Below are 24529 nucleotides of genomic sequence, written 5' to 3'. Positions count from 1 at the left end.
ATGATGGATAGAAAAGGCTTTCTGGATAGCCCCTCAACAAAGATATTACAAGATTTGGCTGTTGCGCCTATAGACTTAACTACCCCTGGAATAATTTCACAAGAGCGTGTAGAAAGATTTTCGTTATCCATAGAAGGTTTCACCCTAAGTTATGCTACAGAACGAGTTGATGAAGGTGTTTTATCCGCATTAACGGATTTAGCTTCTGAGCGCGGTCTCGTGGCTTCCATGCAGGCGATGCAAAGCGGGGAGGTCGTCAACTATATTGATAATTTCCCTAGTGAATCTCGCCCTGCCTTGCACACAGCAACACGTGCTTGGGTTAAGGAAATCCCTTTAACAGGAAATGCAGAGGATATTGCTTTAAGATCTAAAATTGAAGCACAACGTTTAAAAGACTTCTTAAGTAAGTATAGAGATGCTTTTACTACGATTGTGCAGATTGGCATTGGAGGGTCAGAGCTTGGTCCTAAGGCTTTGCATCGTGCCTTAAAAGGCTGTTGTCCTTCGGATAAGAAAGTCTATTTTGTTTCTAATATTGACCCTGATAATGCAGCAGAAGTTTTACAGGAGATCGAGTGTTCTAAAACTTTAGTTGTGACTGTATCGAAATCAGGAACTACATTAGAAACTGCTGTTAATGAAGAATTCATTGCTGATCATTTCTTAAAACAGGGTTTAAACTTTCGCGACCATTTCATTGCGGTTACTTGTGAGGGTAGTCCCATGGACGACACAAGTAAGTATCTTGAAGTTTTCCATATTTGGGATAGCATCGGGGGAAGATATTCCTCTACATCTATGGTAGGCGGTGTTGTTTTAGGCTTTGCTTATGGATTTGATGTTTTTCTGCAGCTTCTTGAAGGAGCTGCAGCTATGGATTTAGCTGCTTTGGAACCACACATGGTTGAAAACCTCCCTATGCTAGCAGCAATGTTGGGAATTTGGAATCGTAATTTCTTGCGTTACCCTACCTCAGTGATTGTTCCCTATGCTGCGGGTTTAGAGTATTTCCCTGCGCACTTACAGCAATGTGGTATGGAATCAAACGGGAAAAGCATTGCTCAAACTGGAGAGATCATCAGATTTGCTACAAGTCCGATTATTTGGGGAGAAGTCGGTACCAATAGCCAACATTCCTTTTTTCAATGTCTACACCAAGGTAGCGATATTGTTCCTATAGAATTTATTGGTTTTCTTGAAAATCAGAGGGGAGCAGATATCGTCATTTCTGGATCTACCTCGTCTCAGAAACTTTTTGCCAATATGGTCGCGCAATCTATAGCTTTAGCACAGGGGAGAGAAAATACTAACCCGAATAAGAGCTTTAGAGGAAATCGTCCTTCTTCTCTTCTTGTTTCTGAGAGACTGACTCCTTACACTATGGGAGCTCTTTTGGCTTTCTATGAACATAAGATAGTCTTTCAAGGTTTCTGCTGGGGCATTAACTCTTTTGATCAGGAAGGAGTGACTCTAGGCAAAGATCTAGCAAACCAGGTTCTGGGAATTATGCAGGGGCAGGCTAAAGAGGGGGCGTGCCTTGAGGCAGAAGCATTGTTAAATCTTTTTAACAGTACACAGAAGAAAAAATCCTAAAGCTTTTCACCAGAGGGGAAACTCATTTTCCCTCAGTGTTTTAATAGTTTTTGTGATATAATAGCGTCTTCATTTTTTAAGCGATGGATGGAAACGCTATGTTTTTTATTCGTGTGCGTTCAGTAGGTTTTTTAGATATTCACGGTGTTTTATCTACGCGTAAGGGAGAACAGGTGATGAAATCTCGTTCAGGGGTTTGGGTAGGTGCTCGAGGAGCCATTTTCTATCGTATAGCTTCCTGATCGCATTTCTTGACTTCCAACAGTTCTTAAGACGCAAAGGTCTTTCTTTTTTATCTTTTTGCCCAGCAGTATTTTTTTTGCAGCACGTTACTCTGATTTTACTCAGATATCTTTGGTATTTACAGGGTTTATGATGACAACTAGGGTTTGACAGAAACGTTAGTAAAGCATAAGTCTTGGTATAGAATTCAGACGCGGAGTATTGTGGATAGGAGCGTAACGCTTGTATTTATTTCGCCTCTTGACACGGTTTTAGCTTAGGAATCGCTTTCTCTTGGCTATCACAAAATAGACGCGCTTGATTTTGTTTTTATTTAAGGATTATAGTGTTTTTTTTAGGGAGGCGTGGTTATGAAACTAACGCGTACGGTTAGCGTTGCTGTTACAGGGGGGACAGGGCAAATTGCCTATAGTTTTCTATTTGCTCTAGCTCATGGTGATGTTTTTGGTAGTGACTGTGGGATAGATTTACGTATATATGACCTCCCTGGGCTAGAGAGAGTGCTTTCAGGTGTTCGTATGGAACTTGATGATGGTGCTTATCCTCTTTTGCAGTCTCTGCGTGTTACAACTTCCCTAGAAGATGCTTTTGATGACATTGATGCGGCTTTTCTTATAGGAGCAGCGCCGCGAGGCCCTGGTATGGAACGATCGGATCTTTTAAAGCGTAATGGAGAGATCTTTTCTCTTCAGGGATCTGTGTTAAATACTTCTGCAAAGCGTGACGCGAAAATTTTTGTCGTTGGTAATCCTGTAAATACTAATTGTTGGATTGCTATGAACCAGGCTCCAAGATTGAATAGAAGGAATTTCCATTCTATGTTGCGGTTAGATCAGAACCGGATGCATACAATGTTGGCTCATCGTGCGGAAGTGCCTTTAGACGAAGTTTCCCACGTTGTTATTTGGGGAAATCATTCTGCAAAACAAGTTCCCGATTTTACTCAAGCGTTAATCTCAGGAAAACCTGCTGTTGAGGTGATTAGTGACCGTGATTGGCTTGAGAATATTATGTTCCCCTCTATTCAAAATCGAGGAAGTGCTGTTATAGAAGCTCGCGGAAAATCCTCTGCAGGATCTGCTGCCCGTGCTTTAGCAGAGGCGGCACGCTCTATTTTCCTCCCTAAAGATGGAGAGTGGTTTTCTACTGGAGTATGCTCTGACTATAATCCCTATGGTATTCCTGAAGATTTAATTTTTGGTTTTCCATGTCGTATGCTGCCATCTGGGGATTATGAGATTGTTCCTGGATTGCTTTGGGATACCTTTATAAAAAATAAGATTCAAATTTCCTTGGATGAAATTTCTCAGGAAAAAGCCAACGTATCTTTGTTATAGCACAAGTTAATGGGGTGATTTATGACTCAATCTTTTGACGTATTAAGTCAAAATGCTTTTAAAAAGATTTTTAATAAACAGCGATTTCTTTTTATTTTTTCTAGTTTGTGCTGTTTTGGTTTTGTTTTTTCTATATTTTTAAAATTATGCTCACAATTTGTTCTTAGTTTTTCGCTATCAACACTAGGTCTGGGAGCGTTTTTTTCTTCCTTTAGTATTGTGTGTGCTTCTGCTGTGGTTGTACAGGCGTTATTAAAACAAGAATCTGTGGGTAATGTAGAAAAAATCACAGCAACATTTCATAAGAATTGGAAATCACTGTGGTTATCTTTACTTGTTTCTATGCCATTTTTCATTGCGATGGTTGTAGTAAGTACAATAATTTTGTTATCGATGTTTTTAAGTTCTTTGCCTTGGATTGGTAGAGTTTTCCATACATTGTTAATTTTTGTTCCCTATCTTTCGGCAACAACTTTGATCTTACTCTTTCTAGGTTCTTTCATATCTTTATTTTTTTGCATACCTGTGCTTAGCGATCATGAAAGCGTTGATTATATGCAGTTATTAAGCTGTTTTAAAGGTAACGTGTTGAAACAGTCTATTGGATTTATCATAGCAGCGACGCCTTTAGCATTGTGTAGCTGGCTCGCCTTAGATTCGTTTTATTTGATGTCACATCTTGTGTGTTTATCAGATATGAATACAGGATCGTTTTTAATGGAAGTCTTGGTATTAGTTATGCCCATAGCTCTTATTCTGACTCCAGCTCTTTCTTTTTTCTTGAATTTCTCTTTTGATTTTTACTTGATGAAGCAAACCTCTCAAGACAATTTGATTAAAGAGTAAATAAGAACTCTTTAGCTATGTAAGCTGTAGATTGTTTTAAAACAGCTTGAGCTAGCATGTCTCCGGTAAGGCCATGATAAAGTAGACCTTTGGATCCTAGACCTCCTAGGAACCAAAGGTTTTCTTTTATCCTGCTAATCAATGGTAAACGTGTAGAGCTGGATGAACGCATGCCTGCATAATAATTCAGGATAGTCGCATCTTTGAGATCTGGAAATAGAGAGAGAATAGGGGGCATGATTTCGTTATAGGCAACATTTTCATCAGGAACAATTTCGGGTTGATTATGTTCGAAAGTAGATCCTAAAATACAGGTGTTGTTTTCCGTATTTGCTACCATATACTTACGGCCATTGATGCTGAATTGTGGCATAGCCAGATCCTTAGGCCAGGAGATTTCTATAAGCTGGCCTTTTACATTGGATAAGGGAAGTTTTTGTAATTCGGGGAGGAAATGGGCATTAGCTCCTGGTGTAACGATAATATGCTCATAAAACTCCTCAATATCAGAGATATTTTCTATAAGCTCATCGTAAAACTGAGTGCCAAGATTCGCACAAGCATCCCAAAGACCATTAATGTACGCGTTATTATTTATGGTTACACCGTTCTTTATGAACAAAGCTCCGAGATTCGCAACAATACCGGGGACAGTCATTTCACAACGTGCTTTCTCCCACCACTCGAGTTCATTAGGAAATTCCTCGACACGCTTCATAAAAATCTCCGCCTGTTCATCGTCTACTGCTGGGCGGATGATCCCTCGGGAAAGAACAATCGGGATATGTAATGCTTTGCTAGCTTCTGTGATTAAGCTATGAGTAGAGGTAATTCCTAAATCAGCGAGGGGAGGTTTCATGGCTTTCTTTCCAGTAAATCCGTGAAGAAGACCCGAAGACAATCCCGAAGCTCCTTGACCTAGAGGAACTGGATCAAAAAGATCAATAGTTGCTGTTCCTTGAGAATGCAGTAGTAAATGCCAAGTTACAGAAAGCCCGGCGTATCCCGCTCCTAAAACTGCTATACGCATAAGTTTACCTTGAAATCTAGAATCTGAATTTAGAAATTCACTCTATATCTCTCCTGAGGATAAGCAAATAATGCATTAAATAACAGAGAGGAATGTGGAAGGAGAGGGAACTAAAAAAAATGAGAGAGGCGCAAGGGCCTCTCCCCAAGGGTGATTGGATCATTGGGTTATAAACGGATTTTCTCCGTTGAAAAGAGGAATATAGCGAGTAATGCTAAAAAAGCAATTATTGTAATTTCTGTAATCTCTTTTTTTGCAAAAAAAGTTTTTGCATTCCTGCCTTTTTTCCCAGCATCAATGTAAAAAGGAATACCTAAAGCCAAGAGAATAATCGCCATAAGTAGATATTTCAGTCCTCCAGCATAGATGAGCCAAATAGAATAAGCAGCACCAAGGAGTCCTGTAATTTTTGCAGTAAAGGCTTTGATTGGTCCCTTATTTGGGTATTTTTTGTCTTTACTAAACTTCACAAGAAAAGCAGCGCTTGCAAAATAGGCAGGTAAAACCATGACGCCTGTAATGCTCAACATCGTATTCCATGCGTTGGTTGAAAAGTACACCAGAAGCATAGCGACTTGCATGAGAGCGCTAGTGATGTATAACGAAACTTTCGGAGAGCGATCAGCATTTTCGATAGTGAAAATCTCTGGGAATGTACCATTTTTTGCCGCAGAATAAGGGATCTCAGCAACGATCATCGTCCAGGATAACCAACTAGAGAGTATGGCAACAAGGAGACCGACGTTCATTAAAACTTCTCCCCATTTTCCTACGAGAATACCTAATACTCCCGCGGTTGAAGGGTTGGCAATACCTGCGAGTTGATGTTGAAATAAGGAGCCAAACGGTAAGATAGATAAAAGTACGTAAACGGTAAGACAACCAGTAAAACCTAAAATCGTAGCTTTTCCAACAGCACTGGGACTTTTTGCACGTGCGGACATAACTACAGCTCCTTCGATTCCTATGAAAGCCCACAAGGTAACTAACATGGTGCTTTTTAGCTGACTAGTTACAGATCCTAATAACGGTTGTGTTTTTGTAACCGTATCCCCCCAAAAATCTGTTTTGAAAATCGCAAGTTTGAAAAGAAAGGCTGTAATGATAATGAATACAATAAGAGGAACGAGTTTGCATACGGTTCCGATGACGTTAATGAACGATGCCTGACGGATGCCCTTCAAGACGATGAAATTGAAAACCCATATGAGTATGGAGCCTCCTATAATTGCGGGTATCGTATTTCCTCCTTGAAAGTAGGGTGGGAAGAAATAGTTTAACGCATCCATGGTCATTACAGCATAACCGACATTACCAAAGATCTGGCATAACCAATATCCCCACCCAATGGTAAATCCTATGTAGGGGCCAAATCCTTCTCGGCTGTACATATAGATCCCTGTCGTTAAGTCAGGGCGCACTAATGAGAGAATTTTAAAAGTATTGGCAATGAAAAACATGCCTACGCCTGTTAGGATCCATGCTAAGATAATTGCTCCTACTCCTGCAGATGCTGCCATATTTTGGGGAAGGCTGAAAATTCCTCCCCCAATCATGGAGCTAATTACCATACCTGCCAAAGCTATGGCTCCGAGATTTTTCCCGGATTTACTCCCATTAGAAATCATGTATTCTCCTTACTTAATTGTTACCGGATCGGCATTTTCAAAGTTGAGGAACCCTAACGCAGTTAATGCGAAACCATATTTTTGCTTAATGTTAATGTAGTTATGGAAATACTGAAATTCACTGTGTTTTACAACTGAGCGAAGATCCAGTTCATGTTGAAGGGATTTCTTCAACCACATTTTAGCATGAGATTCTGCGATTTCATCGTTAATCCATGTAGGGAAAAACTCTACGTATTCTGCTGCCCATCCACCGATAAGCTCGCCATTTTTATCTTGTCCCCAGCAAATACCTACACCGGTAGCAATTGCATGAGTGCCTTCTGCTGTGGAAGCTCCGCGTCCAGCCATGATGACTTCTAAAACAGCACCATGTTTGAAGAATTTTACACATTGATCTACAGGGACAATATTTCCAAAGAGTTCTTTAGGTAGTACTGATGTGTAAGGGACAATATTAAAATTCTCTATTTTTGCTTGTAATAGAGCTGAGTCATAACAGAAAGTTTCAAAAGGTTGAGGAGGCATTCCATCATCAGATTCACCGACTCCTCCGGTATGGAAAGCTAATGTGGGATAGCGTGTTCCGTAAGGCATGTACAAACTCCTAAGGATATCAAGTTATAGGATATTAGGTAGAGAAATTAGCTCGGATGCCGTAAACTTTAGCAGAACGTTTATCAGGTCTCCGTGCAGGATGAATATAGATTTGCAGATCTGGAGTTAAGGATATGTGAGGTCCAAATCCTATGGTTGCGAATGTTTCTATTACAGTTTCGTATTTGCGGATTCTCTTTTCTGTAACTACTTTAGGATTGACTTTGCTCATGGAGCACGCAGCCCCTAAAAGATCTTGAGGATTGCGATTTATTGGATTTGCTGATGCTAATCCAAGAACATAAGAGCGGTTGAGATTCAGCGCTGTTCCTGTGGCACCATTCCATCTTCCAAATACGTAAAGTTTCTCTCCTAAGTGCTGTCCGAAGTTTAGCGACCATCCTGTTGTTTGCGTAGGTTGTTCTGGTACCTTTCTTGTAGAATAGATTAATGCAGAATATTGTCCACTACCTAAAGCACTTTGAGGTGCCCAAGAGAAATATCCATAAAAGTTATAGCGGTTTCTTGTAAGATTATAAATGTCGAAAGAAGAGCCTAAAATATTGTAAGCATCTTGGAAGCCTGCTTGAATATTTATAGAGGGTGTAGGTGTAAATTGTAAATAGGCGCCAACGCTTCCTAATGAATATGTCGCACTAGCATTTTGTGATAACGCGTAACTTATGAATCCTGATTGTTGATCGTTATCGTACAATGTCCCATCTATAGAGTATAAGCTGTATTGACCAACTGAAATCGTAAGAATATTCCCCGGGAATGTTTGAGAAAACGTCAGCTGAGATAACGTATTAGCTCGGGTACTGTAATCATTAATTCCACCCGCAATTCCTATGGCGTTGTTAGCATTTTGTGCGTTGTTTCTCCAGTAACGTATTAAGGTATAGGAGAAATCGATACTCCCTACACCTGCAGTAGGGCTATTGTAGAGTTGCCAAGAAACGTTAGGACTCATGTAAAATTGCCAAGTCGGCTGCTTCTCATCAATTGCCGTTAGCAGACCTTTTTTAGGATAAAACCATTGAGGGAGAATGGTAAAATCCACAGAAATTTGTGAGTTTGTTTCTTTTTCTATCGAGTTGAACAATTTGGAGATCGACAACCCCTCGTCGCAAGGGCGATCTGCTAATACATTACGTATTGGGGTAAGTACATGACGACGAGGTTCTTGGCTTGAGGTTGCAGAGGATTCTTGTATCGAGGAAGAGGAAACATAAGAATCTTCCGTGTGCCTTTTTTGCAATCTTTCGGAGTATTTATGATGGTGGAGCTTAGGATGATTCGGATCAATAGCATAGGCGGGCATGATCATCATGCCATAGGTACATAAAGCAGTTAATAGAGAAGAACGAAAAGACGCCATGAACTACCAAAAGAAAAGATACGTGGTTCTTTTTTGTGACTCTAAAAAAAAAAGTTTTTTTTATGCCATCATTTTTGGTGAAAATAGAGGAATTATCATCTTAATGCTATTCCATCATTTGGTGTCTTAGTAATAAAGCAGCAGCCTCATTGCTAAGAAGTTTTTGTGTGTATGTGTATTGAACCTTAGAGATTTCAGGATGATATACTGGAGGCAAGAATTTTTTAGCTGAGTAAGTAATTCCAAGATAAGAAATTTTTTTTAATTTGCATAACTCACCAACACGTGCCACATTTTCTTTGGAATTATCCACATAGATAATTTTTTCAGGACGGGCTGCGATGGTATCTAAGAAAATTTGGAGTCCAGGTCCTTTGTGGAGTTCTTCTCCAAACAAGACCCCAGAAGAAAAAAGGATACTTTTTGGAAGTTCATGAGTTACAACAGGGGCTGTACTTTCTAAAGATAGACCTAAGCTTTTTAGCTGTTGTAGAGTAATAGATTTTGAGGAATGTTTACGCTCAGTATAAACAAATAGTGTTTTCTGTTTTTCTTGGACTTTTGAGATGAGGATCTGCATAGCATTTTCTATAGTTTTTACAGATCCTTTTTCTAGAAATCCTTCCCAATAAGGGTAGACAGTTTGCCAAGCTTCACTTTCAGAGAAGCCGAGTTGTTGAAATCCTTCTATTGTTTTCTGGAGCCACACTGTTTGTGTTAGTGCTTCAGCTCCTTCTAGTAACGTGTCATCAAGATCAAATATTAACCAGAAATCCTGATCATCATACAGGATATCACCAGCAATCTCGTGAATAGATTTTACCTCTACATAACGCGTGGTTTCTGTACAGTCACTAAGCGTAGGAAAAAGAAAAAAGAAAAATAGCCAGTACTTTTGCATGGGAGGAAGAATAAAAAATTTCGAGAAGCATAAAGCAAAATAGAAATTTTTTACATAGCGTTAATAATATTTTCTACGCTCAGACGGAATTGTTCTCTATTCTCTTGAGAGAGTTTATCTGGGAACCATAAGGAAAATTGCAGGAGAGCTTGCTCAGCAAACATTTCATAGCCGTAAAGAATCTGACAACCTCGCTCCTTAGCTTTTTTCGTATAGAGGGATTCTTTAGGTAGTGTGTTAATATCGATAATCACAGGAGGGTAGATTTCAGGTATTTCTACATCGGGAGGCAGACATAAAATGAGAATATCGATGTTGTGGTTTTCTGATAAGGCATTTAGGGGAAAAGCTTGACCATGACATAGCACAGAGAGTTTTTCAGCGTGAGTTTTCGTACGGTTGAAAATGCTGATCTGCGCTCCTGAATCAGCGAATGTAGTGGCTATGGCTTTTGCTGAACCTCCAGATCCCACTATACCCACATGCTTGTTTTGTAAAAGGATGTTCTTGCGTTTTAAAAGGTTTAATAGCCCTAAGCCATCTGTGTTGTATCCTGCGATCTTATTATCACGGAAAACTAAGGTGTTGCAAGACTGACACTGTTGTACAGAGGGATCAAGAATATCGATATATTCAAGAACATCGGTTTTAAAAGGCATAGTCACACTCAGACCACCAAAAGGAAGATCACGAGTTAGAGAGAAAAATTCGTTAAGTTCATAGGGGGTGAGTAGAATTTTTATGTAGCTCATGTTGAGCTGTAGCTCTGAAAATAATTTATTATGGGAAAGATGACTGATGCTACGGTCTACCGGGTTACCAATCAGACCATAGATACGGGATTCTGAAGAGAGATTCGTATAGTTGTAGGCGAGTAAATCTTCTATAGAGAGCTGTCCTTGGGCTACTTTGGGAGCATTGATTCCAGAGGCATAATTAATGGCATTTTTCATTAATGGTGAAAGAATGCGTGAGGCTATACCTGCATTTCCCATACAAAGTAGTGTAGTATTTTCGGGAAGGTGTTGTTTTATTTGTATGCAGCGGAGGGTGTCTATAGACTTCGTTGATGTAATAGCAATTTTATAATGATGTGCTTGTCGCCTAAGCATTTCATTACAGAGATTAGGAATGTGTTCGGAAGTGTCGCTATGATAAGAGAGAATAATTTTTATGTTAAGATAATTCTTTTGGATTTTTGCTAAAGCTTCTTTGGGGAAGTCTTTATCAATATCCAGGTACTCCGGCTGTAACTCTGCAAGTTGTATAGTGCGTTCTATCCATGCTATTTCAGAAAGGCTTGGGTTCTTCCTTAACGTGAGAATAGGTTTTTTTGCTAGGGCTATGAGATGTTTGAGTTCATCTGAAGACAGAGATAAAAGATAATCAATGCGCAACTCTATACTATCGACTAGAGGTAAGGAGTGTAAAAGTTGCTGTTCAGCTTCAGCAAAAGTAGGCCCACTAATTGTTGCACATAGCATAGCATTCACTTTTTAGAGTTTTATAAAGGATATCCATTTTTGGTACTGTACAATAGATCCCATTACATGAAGCTGCCCTGCCCAAATGTTCTATCATAACCATCCTGATGGCTTTTTTGGAGAGATTTTTTTTGTCGTAGCCAAGAGCATGGATGATATTTTCAGGATTGTAAAATTCATTATGAAGATGTTGAGGAATAAGATTGCGTAGTTCCTCAAGAGTTGTAGGCAAATGGAAGCGTTTATATAGATGGTGTAATTGCTCTAGCAGAGAAAGATTTTTCATAATTCCTGATTCTAGGGAAATTTTTGTTTCTATCATCATGCCTACGCTTACCGCCAATCCGTGGGGGAGATGGCCTTGGGATAATGTTTCTATAGCGTGTGCAATTGTATGACCGAAATTGAGTATTTTTCTTAGATGTTTATCATGAGGGTCTTTAGCAACGATGGCAGCTTTAACGAGGCAGTTTCTTTTGATAAATTCACTAAGAATTTCCCGAGAGGAGAACAGCATCTCACTGTGATTCTGAAGAAAATCTAAGATATAAGCATCAGCGATACATCCGTGTTTTATGGCTTCGGAAATTCCGTAGAACCACTCTTTCTTAGGTAATGTTGATAAGAACTCAGGACATACCCAGACATCTTTCGGGAGATAGAAAGTCCCCAAGCGATTTTTGAATCCACGTAGATTAATCCCATTTTTTCCTCCTATACAAGCATCTATCATTGCCGTCATTGTTGTGGGGACTAAGAATAGTGGAACACCCCTGCAATATGTAGAGGCGAGAAATCCTGCCATATCCAAAACTATACCGCCCCCAATACCTATAATGGTAGAACCTAGAGGAACATCTTGATCTACAAGTTGATTTTGCAGAGAAATGAAAACTTCCCATGTTTTATTTATCTCTCCGGAAGGAAAGGACAAAGGAACTACCTTATAGCCTAAAGAACGTATAAAATCTAAAACAGGAGGAAGAATTGCTTCTGCAACTTGAAAATCGGTAACGATAACAACGGGATAATTTGTAGATATAGAAGAAAATAACTTTTTATTGAAGAAGTTCCCCACAAGCTTGATATTATGAGGATCGGAAACAAAGTTTTTGATCATAATCTCGCACATCGTTGTTGTAATAATAAATCAGCTAAGACAAGATTTACCATAGCTTCTACAACACCTACAGCTCTTATAGCAACACAGGGATCATTACGACTGCCTTTTTGCGTAGTATAGCTCGCAGGCTCCCCAGTTTTCGTTACTGTGCAACAGGGTTTTTTAATAGAAGATGTAGGTTTAAATACTACCCGACCATTGAGGGGCATTCCTACAGTAATCCCTCCTAATGATCCGCCGCAGTTATTCGATGCCATGGAAATTATCCCGTCTTCGATAATAATAGGATCAATATATTCCGATCCATACCTATCAGCAGAAGCGAATCCTAACCCTATTTCAAATCCTTTAGCTGCTGGAATGCTCATCAGCGCAGAAGCTAACATGGCTTGTACTTTACTGAATACTGGCTCGCCAAGGCTCTCATGAATAGGAGAAGTAATAAAAGATACCACGCCCCCTAACGAGTCTTGTTTATTTTGTAGGTCGGTTATTGTTTGAAAGATAGAGTCATGGTTTAGAGGAGAAAGAAAGGGGGAGTTGTAAATGCTTTGCGCGAATTCTGTAGAATATTTTGGATATTCCTCAATAGATGCCTGTCCTAATTTAGATAAGAAAGCTAAACAATGAATATCATAATGAGCAAGAAATTTTGCTGCGATTACACCGGCAGCCACGCGGCATGCAGTTTCTCTTGCGGATGACCTTCCTCCTCCTAGAGGGTCTACAATGCCATATTTTTTCTCATAAGCAAATTGTCCATGTCCTGGACGGTAGCGATCGTTTTGTTCGTAATATGGATCGCTTTTTACATCAGTATTAAAAATTTGTAGAGCAATGGGTGTCCCTGTTGTCTTGCCTTGATAGATCCCAGAAAGAATATGAACAATATCTGCTTCTTTACGTGGAGATGTTCCTGGCCGCCCTGGGCATCTGCGCGACATAGCAGGAACAAAATCTTCAGGGGAAAGTTGTAGCCCTGCAGGGCACCCGTCGACGACAACCCCAATACAAGACCCATGAGATTCTCCCCATGTCGTTAGAGAAAATAAAGAACCAAAGCGATTTCTCATTGATTTAGTAAGGTATTCAAAGATTCACACGCAGATAATAATGAACGTTCATCTAAAAGATCTACCTCGTCAAGAGGGAAGTGATAATCACAGATGCGTTGCATACGCTCTATACGTTGTTGTAAGATTTCTTCCATATTTGGAGCTTGTTTTAATCTTTCAGGAAGACCACGTTTTAAGAGCCTTTCACAAATCTGAGCTATAGGAAGGGATAGGTAAACCAGCAGTCCTCTATTTTTAATTATATCACATGCTTCTTGATGCATGATGGTTCCTCCGCCTAAAGCAGTGACACTATTATCTAGAGAGATAGAACGGAGAGCTTCAATTTCTAATTTTGTAAACTCTTGTTCTCCAACAGCTTGGAATATTTCGCAGGCCGAGGAATGTAGCTTGTTGCCGTAGTTCATGACAATTAAATCATCAACATCGAAGAAAGATGTCGAAAAATATTTAGCGAGAGCCTTGCCGAACAATGTCTTGCCCACTGTGGGCAGGCCGCAGAGAAATATATTCATGATGTTCCTGGACGTTTGCATGCAGAGAATTTAGAATCTGGATGAAATTTGGGAAAGTTTTTTCTACGCAACCAGTATCATAGATGATACTCTCCCCAGAAGCATGCATCGCTGCTATAGAGAGGGCCATAGCAATTCGATGATCGTTATGAGAATGCATGGAAGCTCCATATAATGGGCTGGGATTGATTAGTAAACCATCGTGACACGGTTGGATACAAGCTCCCATTTTCTGTAGTTCTTGAGTGATTGCAATGATGCGGTCGCTTTCTTTATCTTTAGCGCCTCGAGCATTATATAGATATGAGGAGGAGGTAGCAAAACAGCAGAGAACAGCAAGAATAGGAAGAGCATCAATAAAAAGATCCATATCAATATTTCCTCCCGAAAATGTGGAAGGGAAAATAATCATGGTGTTGTTTTCAAAAGTAATATTGGCTCCAAGTTTCTTAAGAAGGAAGAAGAGTTCCTTATCTCCTTGGATATCGTCGATATTGAGATTTTCTAGGTAGGTGGGATGAGGGGATTGAGAAAGTAGGGCAGCAGCTGCAAGGAACGCTGCGGTGCTAAAATCTCCCCCCACAGTATAGGAAAATGCTTGGGGGCGAGCGTTCCCTTCAAACGAGTAAGTATCCTCAGATTGCACATAGGGAATAGCGAGGAAATCCAGCCACCACAATGTAAGAGCAAACCAAGGGCGTTCTTTAGGATTGATGATAGTAAATGAAAAAGGTCCTTCTGCTAAAGAACATGCTATAGCAAGAGCAGAGGCGTATTGGGAGTCATCACCTAGAACTTCTGTATATCCGGAAGAAATTGGCCCTAAGACAGAGAAAGGTAGAGAATAGGGATCTCCTTCATAGGAAAAGGTAGCTCCAAAATTTTCTAGAGCTCGGACCAAGGGAGCGATGGGACGCCGTTGTAATTGTGAAGATCCTGTAATTGTGATCTTCTCAGAAAAAATCGCGGCAAGTGCTGTAAAGAAACGAAAAACAATTCCCGAACTTCCTGCATTGATGGAGGTGTCTCTAGGAAGTGTTAGCTGGGAGGTTCCCGTAATTTCAAGATGTGTAGATTTTCTAAGAATTTTTGCTCCTAGCTGCTCGCAAGCTTGGATCATAGCTTCTGAGTCTGGAGAGGCGAGAGCATTATGTATTATGGAAGTCCCTTGTGCTACCGAAGCCCAAAAGATAGCTCGTAGAGTATGAGACTTCGACGGAGGAACGGAAACTCTTCCAGATATAGAGGAGGGAGAAATCTTATAAGCAAGCATTTTGGCTAACTTATTTTTGCTTTCCAAAAAGCTTGCCTGAACACTAATTTCTCGTCCAAGAAAATATTATTCATTCTAGAAGACTAAACTCTACACGTTTTCTCTATGAGTTTCTCTAAGTGAGTGACTAACTGCAAGCATAGCGTGCTTTCAATTTTGCAAGCATATGAAAGAAGGTCTTTTGCGTGTGGTAATGTTGCTAATTCTGATTCCATTTCTTCTAGGTGTTCTTGTTCTTCCAAGATAATGGATTTTATAGTGACCTTGCTCCCTGCCTGTTTTAAAATATCATGGTAGATAGGGTAGAGCTCAGCAGCGCGCATTTCTATAGCGGAGGTGACAAGTACGTAGGCTGTGGTCTTCAATGTTTGTCCAGAAAGGTGGTAATGGTTTTTCAGTATTTTACATGTGCGCACATCTAGAAGATCTAGGTAATACTTAACACCATAAGAACCGAGCATTTTGTCTAGAGAATAATCAAGGAAAGGTTGATCTGAGACTCTCGAGATTTGCGTTTTTAGATAAAACGCATGACGGAATTCTTCTGCAGCGTGTTTTAATACTTCTTTTTTTACTTGTGTAGGGTGCTCACTAATTGAGATCTTTTTTGCCCCACAGTTTTCTAAAAACGATAGTGTATTGACCCACTTGCTATGTAACTCGTTATCCGCAACGATATTTTTAAGGATAGATGACCAACGTGATGCATATGATACAAAGGTTGTTATTGTACTCGTAAGCATAGAATCTCCTGGAGGTAATGATAAATTCGCTGCAGATCTTCCTCATGGATACAGTAGGGAGGAAGGACATAAATAGTATTTCCTAAAGGGCGTAGAATGAGGTGATTGTCTATAAAGAAGTTATAAAGGGTATCACGTAAATTAGAGAAATATCCTAAAGATTTGGTTGGATAATCTACAGCGAGTACCGTTCCTAAGACATCACAGCGTTGCCATTGTGATCCGTATTGTGATTGGAATTGCTTATGGCAAGTCTCTATCATTTCACGTTGTTGTTTGCACTGCGGGGATAATGTGAGATCCAGAGATGCTAAAGCTGCAGCACACCCTAAGGGATTCCCTGTATAGGTATGGCCATGTAGAAAAGATAATCTACGATCTTTAGCTACAAAAGCTTGGTAAATTTCTTCGCGCACTACAGTAACAGCAAGAGGAAGAAATCCACCTGTTAACCCCTTAGAAAGACAGAGGATATCTGGGTTCGTTTGCATGTACTCTGAAGCAAACAATGGTCCTGTGCGTCCGAATCCTGTAAGAATTTCATCGGCTATGCAAAACACATCATAGTGTTTGGCGAGTGCTAAAATGGCATCTAATCCTTCAGGATTGTGCACACGCATGCCTCCTGTGCCTTGTAAGATCGGCTCGTAAATAAATCCTGCAATTTCTCCTGTGGAAAATAGAGCTTGTGCTTGCTGTAAAGAGATATCTTCTTTTCCATAATAGGGAGGGTCGATAGTATCCACAGGGAAAAATAGAGATTGAAAAGGCTGATTAATATCGGCCGGGCCTGCTATGGACATAGCTCCGAAAGTATCTCCATGGTAGCCATGTTTCAAAGATACAAAACGAGTTTTTGGTCTTCCTTGATTATAAAAATATTGCAGAGTGATTTTTAAAGCGATTTCTATAGAACAGGCACCATTATCAGAGAAGAAACAACGTTCTAAACCGTCTGGAAGTAGTTCCGTAAGCCTTTGAGAAAGCTCTTCAGCGGGACTATGTGTGATATTAGAAAAAATTACATGCTCAAGTTGGTATGCTTGTTCTGAGATTTTTTGCGCAATATAGGGATGAGCGTGACCGTGAAGATTACACCACCATGAAGAAATGGCGTCCAGATAAGCAGTGCCCGATTCTGTATAGAGATAAGCACCTTCTCCACGTACAATGTGGATAGGCTCGTGATCTAAACCAGGTTGAGCAAAGGGATGCCATATTTTAGATTTTTTTTTCTCATTCTTTAGATCTGTAAACATCACTGTATTTCTCTATATTTCCAGGTTTCTCTCCATAGATTTGCGTAGTTTTGTACTACAGCTTTGGAAATAGTCTTTTCATAATTCAAACGTCCCAAAAAAGGCAGACCGGTCATATTAAGCAACCAGTCCTCTTCTTCCTTAGAGTATTGATTGAGAATGATTCCTAAGATGCTGAGGTTTCTGGCTTGCATAGCCTCAACGGTTAAACACGTGTGATTGATACTTCCTAAATAGGCTTTGCTAACAAGTACCCAATGGCATGGCCATTTCGCAAAAACATCACCCTGTAAAGAATTATACGTGCAGGGAGAGAGGAATCCTCCTGAAGTTTCAATAATGAGAGAAGAATCTGTTTTGGGAAGAGTGATAGTTTCTTCATTCATAGGGATATTATCGATTTGAGCTGCTTGGTGGGCTGCTAGGGAATGAGTAAATCGGTAAGATTCTGGGTGGCAGCGAGCTCCTGAGAGTTCATGAACTACGGCACTGTCAGACTGGTTTAGGGAGCCAGATTGTATGGGCTTCCAATATTCTGCTTGAAATAGGGTAGTTAAGATGGCACTAACCAAAGTCTTACCAACTTCTGTGTCAATTCCTGCTATGATAATATGCATAAGCTTTCTTGGACTTCATATAATTTATTCAAGAATTCTGAGATTTCACTTTTGGTATTAAACGAGTGAAGACAGATCCGTAATAATTCTTCTTTTTGTTTTACAGTTGGACTGACAATAGGGCGGACATCAAATCCAGAATCCTGAAGTATTTTTGCTGCTGCGCGTACTTGAGTGCTTCCTGGTATACATAAGGGCTGAATAGGCGTATTGCCATTGTCTTTAAAAATCGGCAACTGCATGTCTTGTGCTTTTTCTCGGAAATAAGAGATCAGTTGTTGGAGATTTTCTCTAAGGGCATTCGCTTTTTCGTTATATTGATAGGCCAATTGGATCAATGCAAACGCATGGGGAGGTAAAGCCGTGGTATAAATAAAAGGACGGGAGAAATTAATGAGGTAGTCTTTAAGAATAGCTTTCCCTGCAACGGCTGCACCGTGAATCCCTAAAGCTTTTCCAAAAGTATATACGGTTGCAGATACGTCATTTTGAAGACCTAAAGAAGCTACGTATCCCTCTCCTAGTTTCCCAAAAACTCCTAGAGCATGTGCTTCATCAACGATAAGATGAGCAGAGTATTTTTTACATAAAGCACAGATAGCTTTTAGGGGAGATACTGAACCATGAAGCGAATATACAGATTCCACGCAAACAAAGGTTTGTCCACGGTGCGGTTGTGATAAACGCTTTTCTAAATGTTGAATGTCATTATGACGGAAGGGGATCCCTTGGGCTTGCGCAAGGCGAATGCCATCGTGGATAGAAGCATGGATATAGATATCGTAGATTACACGGTCTTCTTTAGAAACCAATGCTGAAATTAATCCGAGATTTGCCATGTATCCAGAATTAAAAACTAAAGCGCTTTCCATATGGTGATAGGCAGCAATGTCGTGTTCTACACGATCTGCTAGGAGCGATTGTCCTGTGAGGAGACGCGATCCTGTAGAACCCAGGGAATGCATACCGTCCCATGCATGAGAAAATCTTTGTTTCAACTCTAAAGATCTAGCAAAGCCAAGATAATCATTAGACGTGAAATCTATAGAAGCAGAGACAGTTTTTAATGTTCGGTGAATCTTTCTATATTTTTGTTTTTCTAATCTTTGTTCTAACAGGTTACAGATTGGCATGGTCGCCCTCTTTTCGTTGAAAATGACGGACGATGACGCATGCCAAGTAATTTTAGCATGGCAGTGTCTTCATCCATATCGTTGTTATCTACAGTGAGGAGTTTCTCACCATAGAAAATCGAATTTGCTCCAGCAATGAAACATAGAGTTTGTTGTTCAACAGAAAGGAAAGCACGTCCTGCAGCCAGGCGTACCATAGAGTGGGGAAACACAATGCGTGCTGTAGCTATCGTACGTAAGATTTCCCAAAAAGATATCGGTTTCTGATCGTATAGGGGAGTCCCTTCTATCGGCCAAAGCACATTGATAGGCACCGATTCTGGCATGCGTTCTCTACATGCTAGATTATGAAGAAGCTCGATACGATCTTCGACAGTTTCTCCCATACCAACAATCCCGCCACAACAGACCTGAATTCCAGATTTTTCCACGATATCCAAAGTGCGTAAACGATCTTCATATTTGCGTGTGGTAATGATTGTCTTGTAAAAACCTTCAGAAGAATCTAAGTTGTGATTATAAGCATAGAGACCGGCCTCAGAGAGCTTTTTAGCTTGGTCTGGGGTGAGCATACCAAGAGTACAACATACCTCAGCGCCCATATCGGTAATGCCTTTGACCATTTCTAAAGTACGATCAAATTGATGGTTATCTTTTACCTCTCTCCAAGCAGCTCCAAGGCACACACGAGTCGCTCCAGAATTGATCGCATGTTTTGCCTTACCCAAGACTTCTGTGATTTTCATCATTGGTTCTGGTTTGACATTTGTTTGGTAACGTGAAGACTGTGCGCAATAAGCGCAATCTTCAGTACAACCACCTGTTTTTATCGAAACAAGATAACATGTCTGTAATTCGGAATGAGGAAAATTACTTCTTAATATAGCGTTCGCCCTATGGATTAATTCAAAAACAGGAGTGTTATATACTTCTTTAATTGCTTCTAATGACCATAATGCAGAGCGTGCTTCCATAAGTAATGCTTTCCTGGAAAAAGGTTGACAATGTAGACAAAGGGGAGAATTGTTAACACAGAATCCCTAGAAAGTCAATAACAACGGATTTGTGAAAGTCTATAGGAATGAATAAGATACGCTGATTTGTTTTGTTGAAAAATGGGATGAATTTGTTCAACAGAAAATGGAAGGATACGGTTGGGGATACCCGCCTATCACTCTATGGGATTTAGATGGATTGCATCAGTTTAAAGTGGGAAAACTTTAGTTAGTTCAGAGAGGAGGTAAACCCCCCATCCAAAAGTAGATTGACCCCTGAAATAAAAGAGGAGGATGATGTGAGGAGAAACTCTATAGTTTTTGCTAGCTCTTCAGATTCGCAATGACGACGTAAGGGGATTTCTTCAGTCTCCTTAGTATATTCTTCCATATAGCTAGATTGATTTACTCTAGCTTTTTCTTGAATTCTACCTTTATGAAAAGGAGTGAGTACAACTCCTGGAGAGATAACGTTTACACGAATTCCTTTAGGGCCTAATTCATAAGCAAGAGCTTTAGCATACGTTGTCCACATACGACGAATAACACAGGATAGACCGTAAGCGGGTAAGCGCTGTATAGATGTCGTTCCTCCTATGATTACAATAGAACTTTGAGAACTCATATAGGGGAGTGTAGCTTGAATTAGAGCTGTCTGTGCTATAAAGGTTGTTTGTAATGTGGATTCCCAAGATTCTGGGGATTGTAAAACGCTTCCCCAAATAGGGCGCGGTGTTAAAATGATCAGCCCCTGAATAGGGCGATTGAGTTCTTTAAGAGTTTTTTTATAATCTGCAAGATATCCGGGGAAAGAATAGTCTATAGCTAGAGTTGAAGAATTGGGGTTTTGTTCGTGTAGTTTTCGCAGCTTATCGTGTTGTCTTCCTATAAGGAGTAGATAGTAATCTCGTTCGTGAAGATATAAGGTAACTGCTGAACCTAGTTGTCCTGAAGCTCCTGTCAGTACAACACATGGATGGTTTTCCTCTGTTGTTGCTAACGCAAAAGTTGAGGAAAACAACGTTAGAATGATTATAGTGTACTGGATGAGTTTTCTGCTTGGTTGCATGTAATTCCTAGAAAGTTACGAGTATAATCAGAAGCTCGAGTTATTGGGCGTTGGGGAATAGTTTCTAAGAATTCCTGCAAGACATGCTGAGCTTGTGAGTATCCCATGACGGGAGGCACATAGTCAGGATTGTCTAAGTATTTATCAAGGAATAGAGAAAGCCAAATTCCGCAAGACGAACTGTCTTGTTGTATAGGGGTTTTTATAACTTTTCTGACAACAAATGGAGAAAATGCTCCATTGGCATCGGGATGAACATTTCCTAATCTAGTAGCTATAGAGTTTAATGCAGGGTCAATTATACGATTATCTATAAAGTTCGCTAGACTATCAAAGAAAACAACCTCTCTTCTGTCTAAGTTGACGATAACTAGTGTCCAATGAGATATCCCCGCAAAACCTCTTTGTGCTGTTGATAACATCAGGGAGTCCATTTCCTCAGCATTATGCGCGCTGGGATGGTGCCATAATGGGTAAGCGTAGATTCGGAAATTTTGACAACCGCTTTCCATTAAATGAGGATAGTCTTGGTAATTGCCTTGGTGGTGACACTGAGTATGGTCAGGGCGGTCTAGAATACTTTGAGTAGAGGAGTCATACATATGTAGGTCTCTTAACACCGTGCGTTCTATAGAAAAACAGGTTGACGGTGTATAAAGAGAGGATACGAATAGATTTGAATACTGCTCAGAAAGCCTGATCAGATGAGTTGAGATTTCTAAATGATCCCAGCTGCTAAATACAATACGCGGTTTTGAACCAAATACAGACGTGTCATACAGGTAGGGTGAGTAATAATACTCTGCATCATCTTCCCAAGAACAATGGATATCAAAGTCCAAGAGATTCTGTGTAGACATAAAACATAGAATCAACCCTAGAGTGATAATAATAGATATAGAAGCGAGTATAACTCTAGCGAATTTACTTAAAAATGAAGCGTTATCAAAGGAGCCTGGGCCAGTAATAGGCGTTTTTTTACGCATAAAACCAACCGTTCTTTCTCCGGAAGAATAAGGATTATACGGTGTATAAACAGACCTTTGATAGGTAGTTGGCGGAGAAAGAAGAAAGTTAGCCATAAAACTGTTTTTTTATTTTTTTGCAACCATTGTAGTTTTTTAAAGAAAAAAAAATCATTTAATTTTTTATTGACTACTTACTAACTTCTTATTATTTTACATTATCTTTGCAGATACATACGATTTTCTTACCCCAAGATAAAAGATGGGCGTGGTGAGAATGTTAAAGAAAACTTTATAAAGATAAGAGCACATCATGATTTGTAGGGTTTTTGTAAAGGGGAGATGCATTCCTAGGTAAATGACGCCAAAATCTACAATGAATGTGTCCATCATTTGAGAGAGCAGGGTGGAGGTATTGTTACGTAGCCAAGCAGGGGTATTAGGAAAGCGTTGTTTGAGGAAGCTAAAGGAGAGAATCTCTAGCTGCTGAGAGACTGAAAAAGAGACAAAGGACGCTATAAATACTATCGGGCTAATATCAAAAAGGGTATGCCATGCATGCTCGACATCTGGAGAAGATGCGGGAAGAAAAGAGATCATATGAAGGAATATCAATGAGAATATGTTGCCAGCAAATGCAGACAAAACCATACGCCGGGTTTTCTCAGGGCCAAAGACCTCATTAACAATATTAGAGATTACAAAGGTTGCGGGATAGAGTATCAGCCCTCCAGGGATCGTGAAGTAGGAGGTAATCACAAGCCTAGAAGCTGCTACGAGATTGGATAGAATCAAAATCAATGAAAATGTAAGCGATAGGTTAAACAGTACCCTATCTTTATGAAGAGACATGTTCATTCAAAAAATAGATAATATCTTGATAGTACATATCGTGTGGACCAAAGACAATAAAATCAAGACGTCCTTGCTCTAGAAATAGGTGCATTTTTTCTGCAATGTCACTTAATTCGCTAAAATCACGAATGAGGAAGAAAGTGGTTTGTAGGGATTTTGGATCGCAGGGACGTTGTATAATGTGTTCGGTTTTAAACGGAGAAACGAATACGTTGTTGTTAAAGGTATAGGATAACTGATCCGTGGAGCTTAATATAGCAGCTCCGTAGGCTTTTCTCTCTCCCTGTTTTTCAATAAGGCCATTTTCTACTGTAAACCAGAAACACCGCGAGATTGCTAGAACATTGCTGTTAAGTATGCGTGGCTGGTCTTCTATAGAATAGTTTTCTTTTACTCGTTTTACAGCTTTTATAAAGAGCTTCCCCATAGAAGAGAAAAATTTTACGAATTCCTGATGCAATAGCCATGGAACGTGGCAAAATAAATCGTGAATGAGGTCAGGAAGAGTTGAAAAACTTTCATTCTCCATTTTGCGTATGTGCTTAGCTATGGGAAACCGTTGCTGACTTAACTCAAATAAATAGTCGTGTGGTGAGAGATAATCTTTTGTCGAGAATAATGTAAACCCTGTTCTTGACAGGATAGTATGGTGAATGTGATCAATATCTATCGCTGATCCTGCAGTTAGATTTAGAGCATCCAAGTACTCAAAAAACACTTGAGGACAATAAGCTTTCCATAAAGCAAGTCGAGAATTTAACAGTGCATCTGAATAACTTTCAGAATTGGAAAGTATTGCAGCGATGTGATGAGTCATGAATAAATAGAAGTTTATAATTTAGTATCTATTTAAAAAAGCTTTCTACTTGTATAGACTATTACGGATTATAAAGAATAATTCGTGTTAAAAGAATCAAAGAGATTTAAATTCTAGGGTCCTTTAGGATTTTTGTCGAGGGAAAGCTCATCCCTTTTAGGGATATAAAAAGTCGTGTTTTTTCTATATTTTTAGAAGGTTGTATGCGTGTTGGTATCATCGGATGTTCGGGAAGAATGGGAACGTTATTGAGTTCTTTGTTGAGGTCATCCAACCGTTTTATTTTAGGCCCAGGGTTTTCTAGACAGAGCTCGTATTCTTTAGACTCCGTTATAGAAAGTAATGACGTTCTTGTAGACTTTTCTTCCTCATCTCTTTCAGAGGAACTCCTTATTGCTTTGCTTTCTAACCCTAAACCCCTGATTTTTGCGACGACAAAGCCTGAGCCCTCTTGCTCTGTAGATGAGAAATTACAACGTTTATCTGCTTATGTTCCTGTTGTTGTCTGCCCAAACACAAGTCTAGGAGCATATGTGCAAAAGCGTTTGGTAGCTCTACTTGCTCAGGTATTTGATGATAAGTATGATATCCGCATTTCTGAAGTGCATCATCGGGGAAAAAAGGATCCAGTTTCTGGAACGGCTAAAGAATTAGCCTCTATTCTTCGCCATACTAAGCAAGAGGCCTGGAAACAGGAATATAGTATCGGGTCTCATTGTCATGGTGTAAAAAATATTGAACTGCATGCATCGCGTGTAGGGAATATTGCTGGCGAACATGAAGTCGCTTTTATTAGTGATCAAGAACAAATCGTTATACACCATAAGGTCTTTTCTCGAGCAGTGTTTGCAGAGGGAGCTTTAAGAATTTTAGATTGGTTAATTGATGAGTCTCCGCCCCCTGGATGTTATGGACCTGAAGTAGGGCTAAAGGTTTCTATCTGAACGAACAGTTCTTGCTTAAAAAACAAAACGGTTATTACAATGCGGCCTCTAAGATTCTTTGATTTTTGAATAAGAAGCACGTGTTTTGTACCATCACCAACC

The 24529-nt window shown here is 39.8% G+C and carries 24 protein-coding genes; 5 read left to right on the top strand and 19 right to left on the bottom strand.

The features are described 5' to 3' along the window. The first annotated feature begins 3 nt into the window (after positions 1-3). From FI836_RS01255 to FI836_RS01240, 4 genes are all read left to right on the top strand, one after another. Positions 4-1596 carry a glucose-6-phosphate isomerase gene (locus tag FI836_RS01255; RefSeq protein ID WP_006343399.1) on the top strand — a complete coding sequence of 531 codons (1593 nt, stop codon included), beginning with the start codon at positions 4-6 and terminating at the stop codon, positions 1594-1596. A 98-nt stretch (positions 1597-1694) separates the two neighbouring features. Next, positions 1695-1838, top strand: coding sequence for a protein LtuA (gene ltuA / locus FI836_RS01250; RefSeq protein ID WP_013462711.1), 144 nt, complete (start codon positions 1695-1697; stop codon positions 1836-1838). A gap of 351 nt (positions 1839-2189) precedes the next feature. Beyond that, entirely contained in the window at positions 2190-3176 is a 987-nt protein-coding gene (locus tag FI836_RS01245) for a malate dehydrogenase (RefSeq protein WP_006343397.1), read from the top strand. A 21-nt stretch (positions 3177-3197) separates the two neighbouring features. Next, positions 3198-4022, top strand: coding sequence for a hypothetical protein (locus FI836_RS01240; protein ID WP_006343396.1), 825 nt, complete (start codon positions 3198-3200; stop codon positions 4020-4022). Here FI836_RS01240 and FI836_RS01235 read toward each other — a convergent pair. The 19 genes from FI836_RS01235 to FI836_RS01145 form a co-directional block, all read right to left on the bottom strand. Beyond that, a complete protein-coding gene (locus FI836_RS01235; RefSeq protein ID WP_006343395.1) occupies positions 4012-5052 on the bottom strand; it encodes an FAD-dependent oxidoreductase in 1041 nt (346 codons plus the stop codon). The two genes, FI836_RS01240 and FI836_RS01235, sit on opposite strands and share 11 nt — an antisense overlap. A gap of 167 nt (positions 5053-5219) precedes the next feature. Further along, complete coding sequence (aaxC, locus tag FI836_RS01230) at positions 5220-6680, bottom strand: arginine/agmatine antiporter AaxC (protein ID WP_006343394.1); 1461 nt, start codon at positions 6678-6680, stop codon at positions 5220-5222. 9 nt (positions 6681-6689) lie between these two features. Next, the gene (aaxB, locus tag FI836_RS01225) at positions 6690-7277 is read right to left on the bottom strand and encodes a pyruvoyl-dependent arginine decarboxylase AaxB (RefSeq protein ID WP_006343393.1); all 588 of its coding nucleotides are present in this window, start codon (positions 7275-7277) and stop codon (positions 6690-6692) included. Positions 7278-7311: 34 nt separating this feature from the next. Then, complete coding sequence (gene aaxA / locus FI836_RS01220; RefSeq protein WP_014943949.1) at positions 7312-8658, bottom strand: porin AaxA; 1347 nt, start codon at positions 8656-8658, stop codon at positions 7312-7314. Between the two features lie 106 nt (positions 8659-8764). Further along, positions 8765-9559, bottom strand: a complete 795-nt coding sequence (locus FI836_RS01215) for a DUF2608 domain-containing protein (protein ID WP_013462709.1) — start codon at positions 9557-9559, stop codon at positions 8765-8767. A 50-nt stretch (positions 9560-9609) separates the two neighbouring features. Continuing rightward, complete coding sequence (locus tag FI836_RS01210; RefSeq protein WP_014943948.1) at positions 9610-11043, bottom strand: bifunctional 3-dehydroquinate dehydratase/shikimate dehydrogenase; 1434 nt, start codon at positions 11041-11043, stop codon at positions 9610-9612. Further along, positions 11024-12163, bottom strand: a complete 1140-nt coding sequence (gene aroB / locus FI836_RS01205; RefSeq protein WP_006343389.1) for a 3-dehydroquinate synthase — start codon at positions 12161-12163, stop codon at positions 11024-11026. Before aroB ends, FI836_RS01210 begins: the two co-directional genes overlap by 20 nt. Beyond that, a complete protein-coding gene (gene aroC / locus FI836_RS01200; RefSeq protein ID WP_014943947.1) occupies positions 12160-13239 on the bottom strand; it encodes a chorismate synthase in 1080 nt (359 codons plus the stop codon). Before aroC ends, aroB begins: the two co-directional genes overlap by 4 nt. Further along, positions 13236-13757, bottom strand: coding sequence for a shikimate kinase (locus FI836_RS01195; protein ID WP_013462708.1), 522 nt, complete (start codon positions 13755-13757; stop codon positions 13236-13238). The genes aroC and FI836_RS01195 overlap by 4 nt, the downstream gene beginning before the upstream one ends. Continuing rightward, positions 13693-15030 (bottom strand): 3-phosphoshikimate 1-carboxyvinyltransferase, encoded by a 1338-nt coding sequence (gene aroA / locus FI836_RS01190; protein WP_014943946.1) that lies wholly within the window; start codon positions 15028-15030, stop codon positions 13693-13695. Before aroA ends, FI836_RS01195 begins: the two co-directional genes overlap by 65 nt. A gap of 83 nt (positions 15031-15113) precedes the next feature. Then, entirely contained in the window at positions 15114-15773 is a 660-nt protein-coding gene (locus FI836_RS01185) for a hypothetical protein (protein WP_014943945.1), read from the bottom strand. Beyond that, positions 15755-17032 (bottom strand): adenosylmethionine--8-amino-7-oxononanoate transaminase, encoded by a 1278-nt coding sequence (gene bioA, locus FI836_RS01180; protein ID WP_013462707.1) that lies wholly within the window; start codon positions 17030-17032, stop codon positions 15755-15757. The genes FI836_RS01185 and bioA overlap by 19 nt, the downstream gene beginning before the upstream one ends. Continuing rightward, positions 17032-17649: a dethiobiotin synthase gene (gene bioD / locus FI836_RS01175; protein WP_014943944.1), complete on the bottom strand. Its 618-nt coding sequence runs from the start codon at positions 17647-17649 to the stop codon at positions 17032-17034. The genes bioA and bioD overlap by 1 nt, the downstream gene beginning before the upstream one ends. Then, the gene (locus FI836_RS01170) at positions 17634-18782 is read right to left on the bottom strand and encodes an aminotransferase class I/II-fold pyridoxal phosphate-dependent enzyme (RefSeq protein ID WP_014943943.1); all 1149 of its coding nucleotides are present in this window, start codon (positions 18780-18782) and stop codon (positions 17634-17636) included. Before FI836_RS01170 ends, bioD begins: the two co-directional genes overlap by 16 nt. Further along, positions 18761-19756: a biotin synthase BioB gene (bioB, locus tag FI836_RS01165; protein ID WP_014943942.1), complete on the bottom strand. Its 996-nt coding sequence runs from the start codon at positions 19754-19756 to the stop codon at positions 18761-18763. Before bioB ends, FI836_RS01170 begins: the two co-directional genes overlap by 22 nt. 250 nt (positions 19757-20006) lie before the next feature. Then, the gene (locus FI836_RS01160; protein WP_014943941.1) at positions 20007-20846 is read right to left on the bottom strand and encodes an SDR family oxidoreductase; all 840 of its coding nucleotides are present in this window, start codon (positions 20844-20846) and stop codon (positions 20007-20009) included. Next, positions 20810-21928 carry a Ulp1 family isopeptidase gene (locus FI836_RS01155; RefSeq protein ID WP_014943940.1) on the bottom strand — a complete coding sequence of 373 codons (1119 nt, stop codon included), beginning with the start codon at positions 21926-21928 and terminating at the stop codon, positions 20810-20812. Before FI836_RS01155 ends, FI836_RS01160 begins: the two co-directional genes overlap by 37 nt. 96 nt (positions 21929-22024) lie before the next feature. Continuing rightward, positions 22025-22663, bottom strand: coding sequence for a queuosine precursor transporter (locus FI836_RS01150; protein WP_016981608.1), 639 nt, complete (start codon positions 22661-22663; stop codon positions 22025-22027). Further along, positions 22650-23483 carry a phenylalanine 4-monooxygenase gene (locus tag FI836_RS01145; RefSeq protein ID WP_014943938.1) on the bottom strand — a complete coding sequence of 278 codons (834 nt, stop codon included), beginning with the start codon at positions 23481-23483 and terminating at the stop codon, positions 22650-22652. Before FI836_RS01145 ends, FI836_RS01150 begins: the two co-directional genes overlap by 14 nt. 203 nt (positions 23484-23686) lie before the next feature. Between FI836_RS01145 and FI836_RS01140 the strand changes: the two genes are divergently transcribed. Beyond that, positions 23687-24427 (top strand): 4-hydroxy-tetrahydrodipicolinate reductase, encoded by a 741-nt coding sequence (locus FI836_RS01140; RefSeq protein WP_014943937.1) that lies wholly within the window; start codon positions 23687-23689, stop codon positions 24425-24427. Positions 24428-24529 lie beyond the last annotated feature (102 nt).

The organism is Chlamydophila parapsittaci (assembly GCF_006385615.1).
GTDB classification, from domain to species: domain Bacteria; phylum Chlamydiota; class Chlamydiia; order Chlamydiales; family Chlamydiaceae; genus Chlamydia; species Chlamydia psittaci.
Note: the sequence above shows the minus strand (reverse complement) of the source record. Positions and strands in the feature narration are given on the sequence as shown.

Bases quoted from the DNA above. Each gene is read 5' to 3' on its own strand.
- FI836_RS01255 (WP_006343399.1), top strand. From the start codon at position 4: ATGGATAGAAAAGGCTTTCTGGATAGCCCCTCAACAAAGATATTACAA.
- ltuA (WP_013462711.1), top strand. From the start codon at position 1,695: ATGTTTTTTATTCGTGTGCGTTCAGTAGGTTTTTTAGATATTCACGGT.
- FI836_RS01245 (WP_006343397.1), top strand. From the start codon at position 2,190: ATGAAACTAACGCGTACGGTTAGCGTTGCTGTTACAGGGGGGACAGGG.
- FI836_RS01240 (WP_006343396.1), top strand. From the start codon at position 3,198: ATGACTCAATCTTTTGACGTATTAAGTCAAAATGCTTTTAAAAAGATT.
- FI836_RS01235 (WP_006343395.1), bottom strand. From the start codon at position 5,052: ATGCGTATAGCAGTTTTAGGAGCGGGATACGCCGGGCTTTCTGTAACT.
- aaxC (WP_006343394.1), bottom strand. From the start codon at position 6,680: ATGATTTCTAATGGGAGTAAATCCGGGAAAAATCTCGGAGCCATAGCT.
- aaxB (WP_006343393.1), bottom strand. From the start codon at position 7,277: ATGCCTTACGGAACACGCTATCCCACATTAGCTTTCCATACCGGAGGA.
- aaxA (WP_014943949.1), bottom strand. From the start codon at position 8,658: ATGGCGTCTTTTCGTTCTTCTCTATTAACTGCTTTATGTACCTATGGC.
- FI836_RS01215 (WP_013462709.1), bottom strand. From the start codon at position 9,559: ATGCAAAAGTACTGGCTATTTTTCTTTTTTCTTTTTCCTACGCTTAGT.
- FI836_RS01210 (WP_014943948.1), bottom strand. From the start codon at position 11,043: ATGCTATGTGCAACAATTAGTGGGCCTACTTTTGCTGAAGCTGAACAG.
- aroB (WP_006343389.1), bottom strand. From the start codon at position 12,163: ATGATCAAAAACTTTGTTTCCGATCCTCATAATATCAAGCTTGTGGGG.
- aroC (WP_014943947.1), bottom strand. From the start codon at position 13,239: ATGAGAAATCGCTTTGGTTCTTTATTTTCTCTAACGACATGGGGAGAA.
- FI836_RS01195 (WP_013462708.1), bottom strand. From the start codon at position 13,757: ATGAATATATTTCTCTGCGGCCTGCCCACAGTGGGCAAGACATTGTTC.
- aroA (WP_014943946.1), bottom strand. From the start codon at position 15,030: ATGCTTGCTTATAAGATTTCTCCCTCCTCTATATCTGGAAGAGTTTCC.
- FI836_RS01185 (WP_014943945.1), bottom strand. From the start codon at position 15,773: ATGCTTACGAGTACAATAACAACCTTTGTATCATATGCATCACGTTGG.
- bioA (WP_013462707.1), bottom strand. From the start codon at position 17,032: ATGTTTACAGATCTAAAGAATGAGAAAAAAAAATCTAAAATATGGCAT.
- bioD (WP_014943944.1), bottom strand. From the start codon at position 17,649: ATGCATATTATCATAGCAGGAATTGACACAGAAGTTGGTAAGACTTTG.
- FI836_RS01170 (WP_014943943.1), bottom strand. From the start codon at position 18,782: ATGCCAATCTGTAACCTGTTAGAACAAAGATTAGAAAAACAAAAATAT.
- bioB (WP_014943942.1), bottom strand. From the start codon at position 19,756: ATGGAAGCACGCTCTGCATTATGGTCATTAGAAGCAATTAAAGAAGTA.
- FI836_RS01160 (WP_014943941.1), bottom strand. From the start codon at position 20,846: ATGCAACCAAGCAGAAAACTCATCCAGTACACTATAATCATTCTAACG.
- FI836_RS01155 (WP_014943940.1), bottom strand. From the start codon at position 21,928: ATGGCTAACTTTCTTCTTTCTCCGCCAACTACCTATCAAAGGTCTGTT.
- FI836_RS01150 (WP_016981608.1), bottom strand. From the start codon at position 22,663: ATGTCTCTTCATAAAGATAGGGTACTGTTTAACCTATCGCTTACATTT.
- FI836_RS01145 (WP_014943938.1), bottom strand. From the start codon at position 23,483: ATGACTCATCACATCGCTGCAATACTTTCCAATTCTGAAAGTTATTCA.
- FI836_RS01140 (WP_014943937.1), top strand. From the start codon at position 23,687: ATGCGTGTTGGTATCATCGGATGTTCGGGAAGAATGGGAACGTTATTG.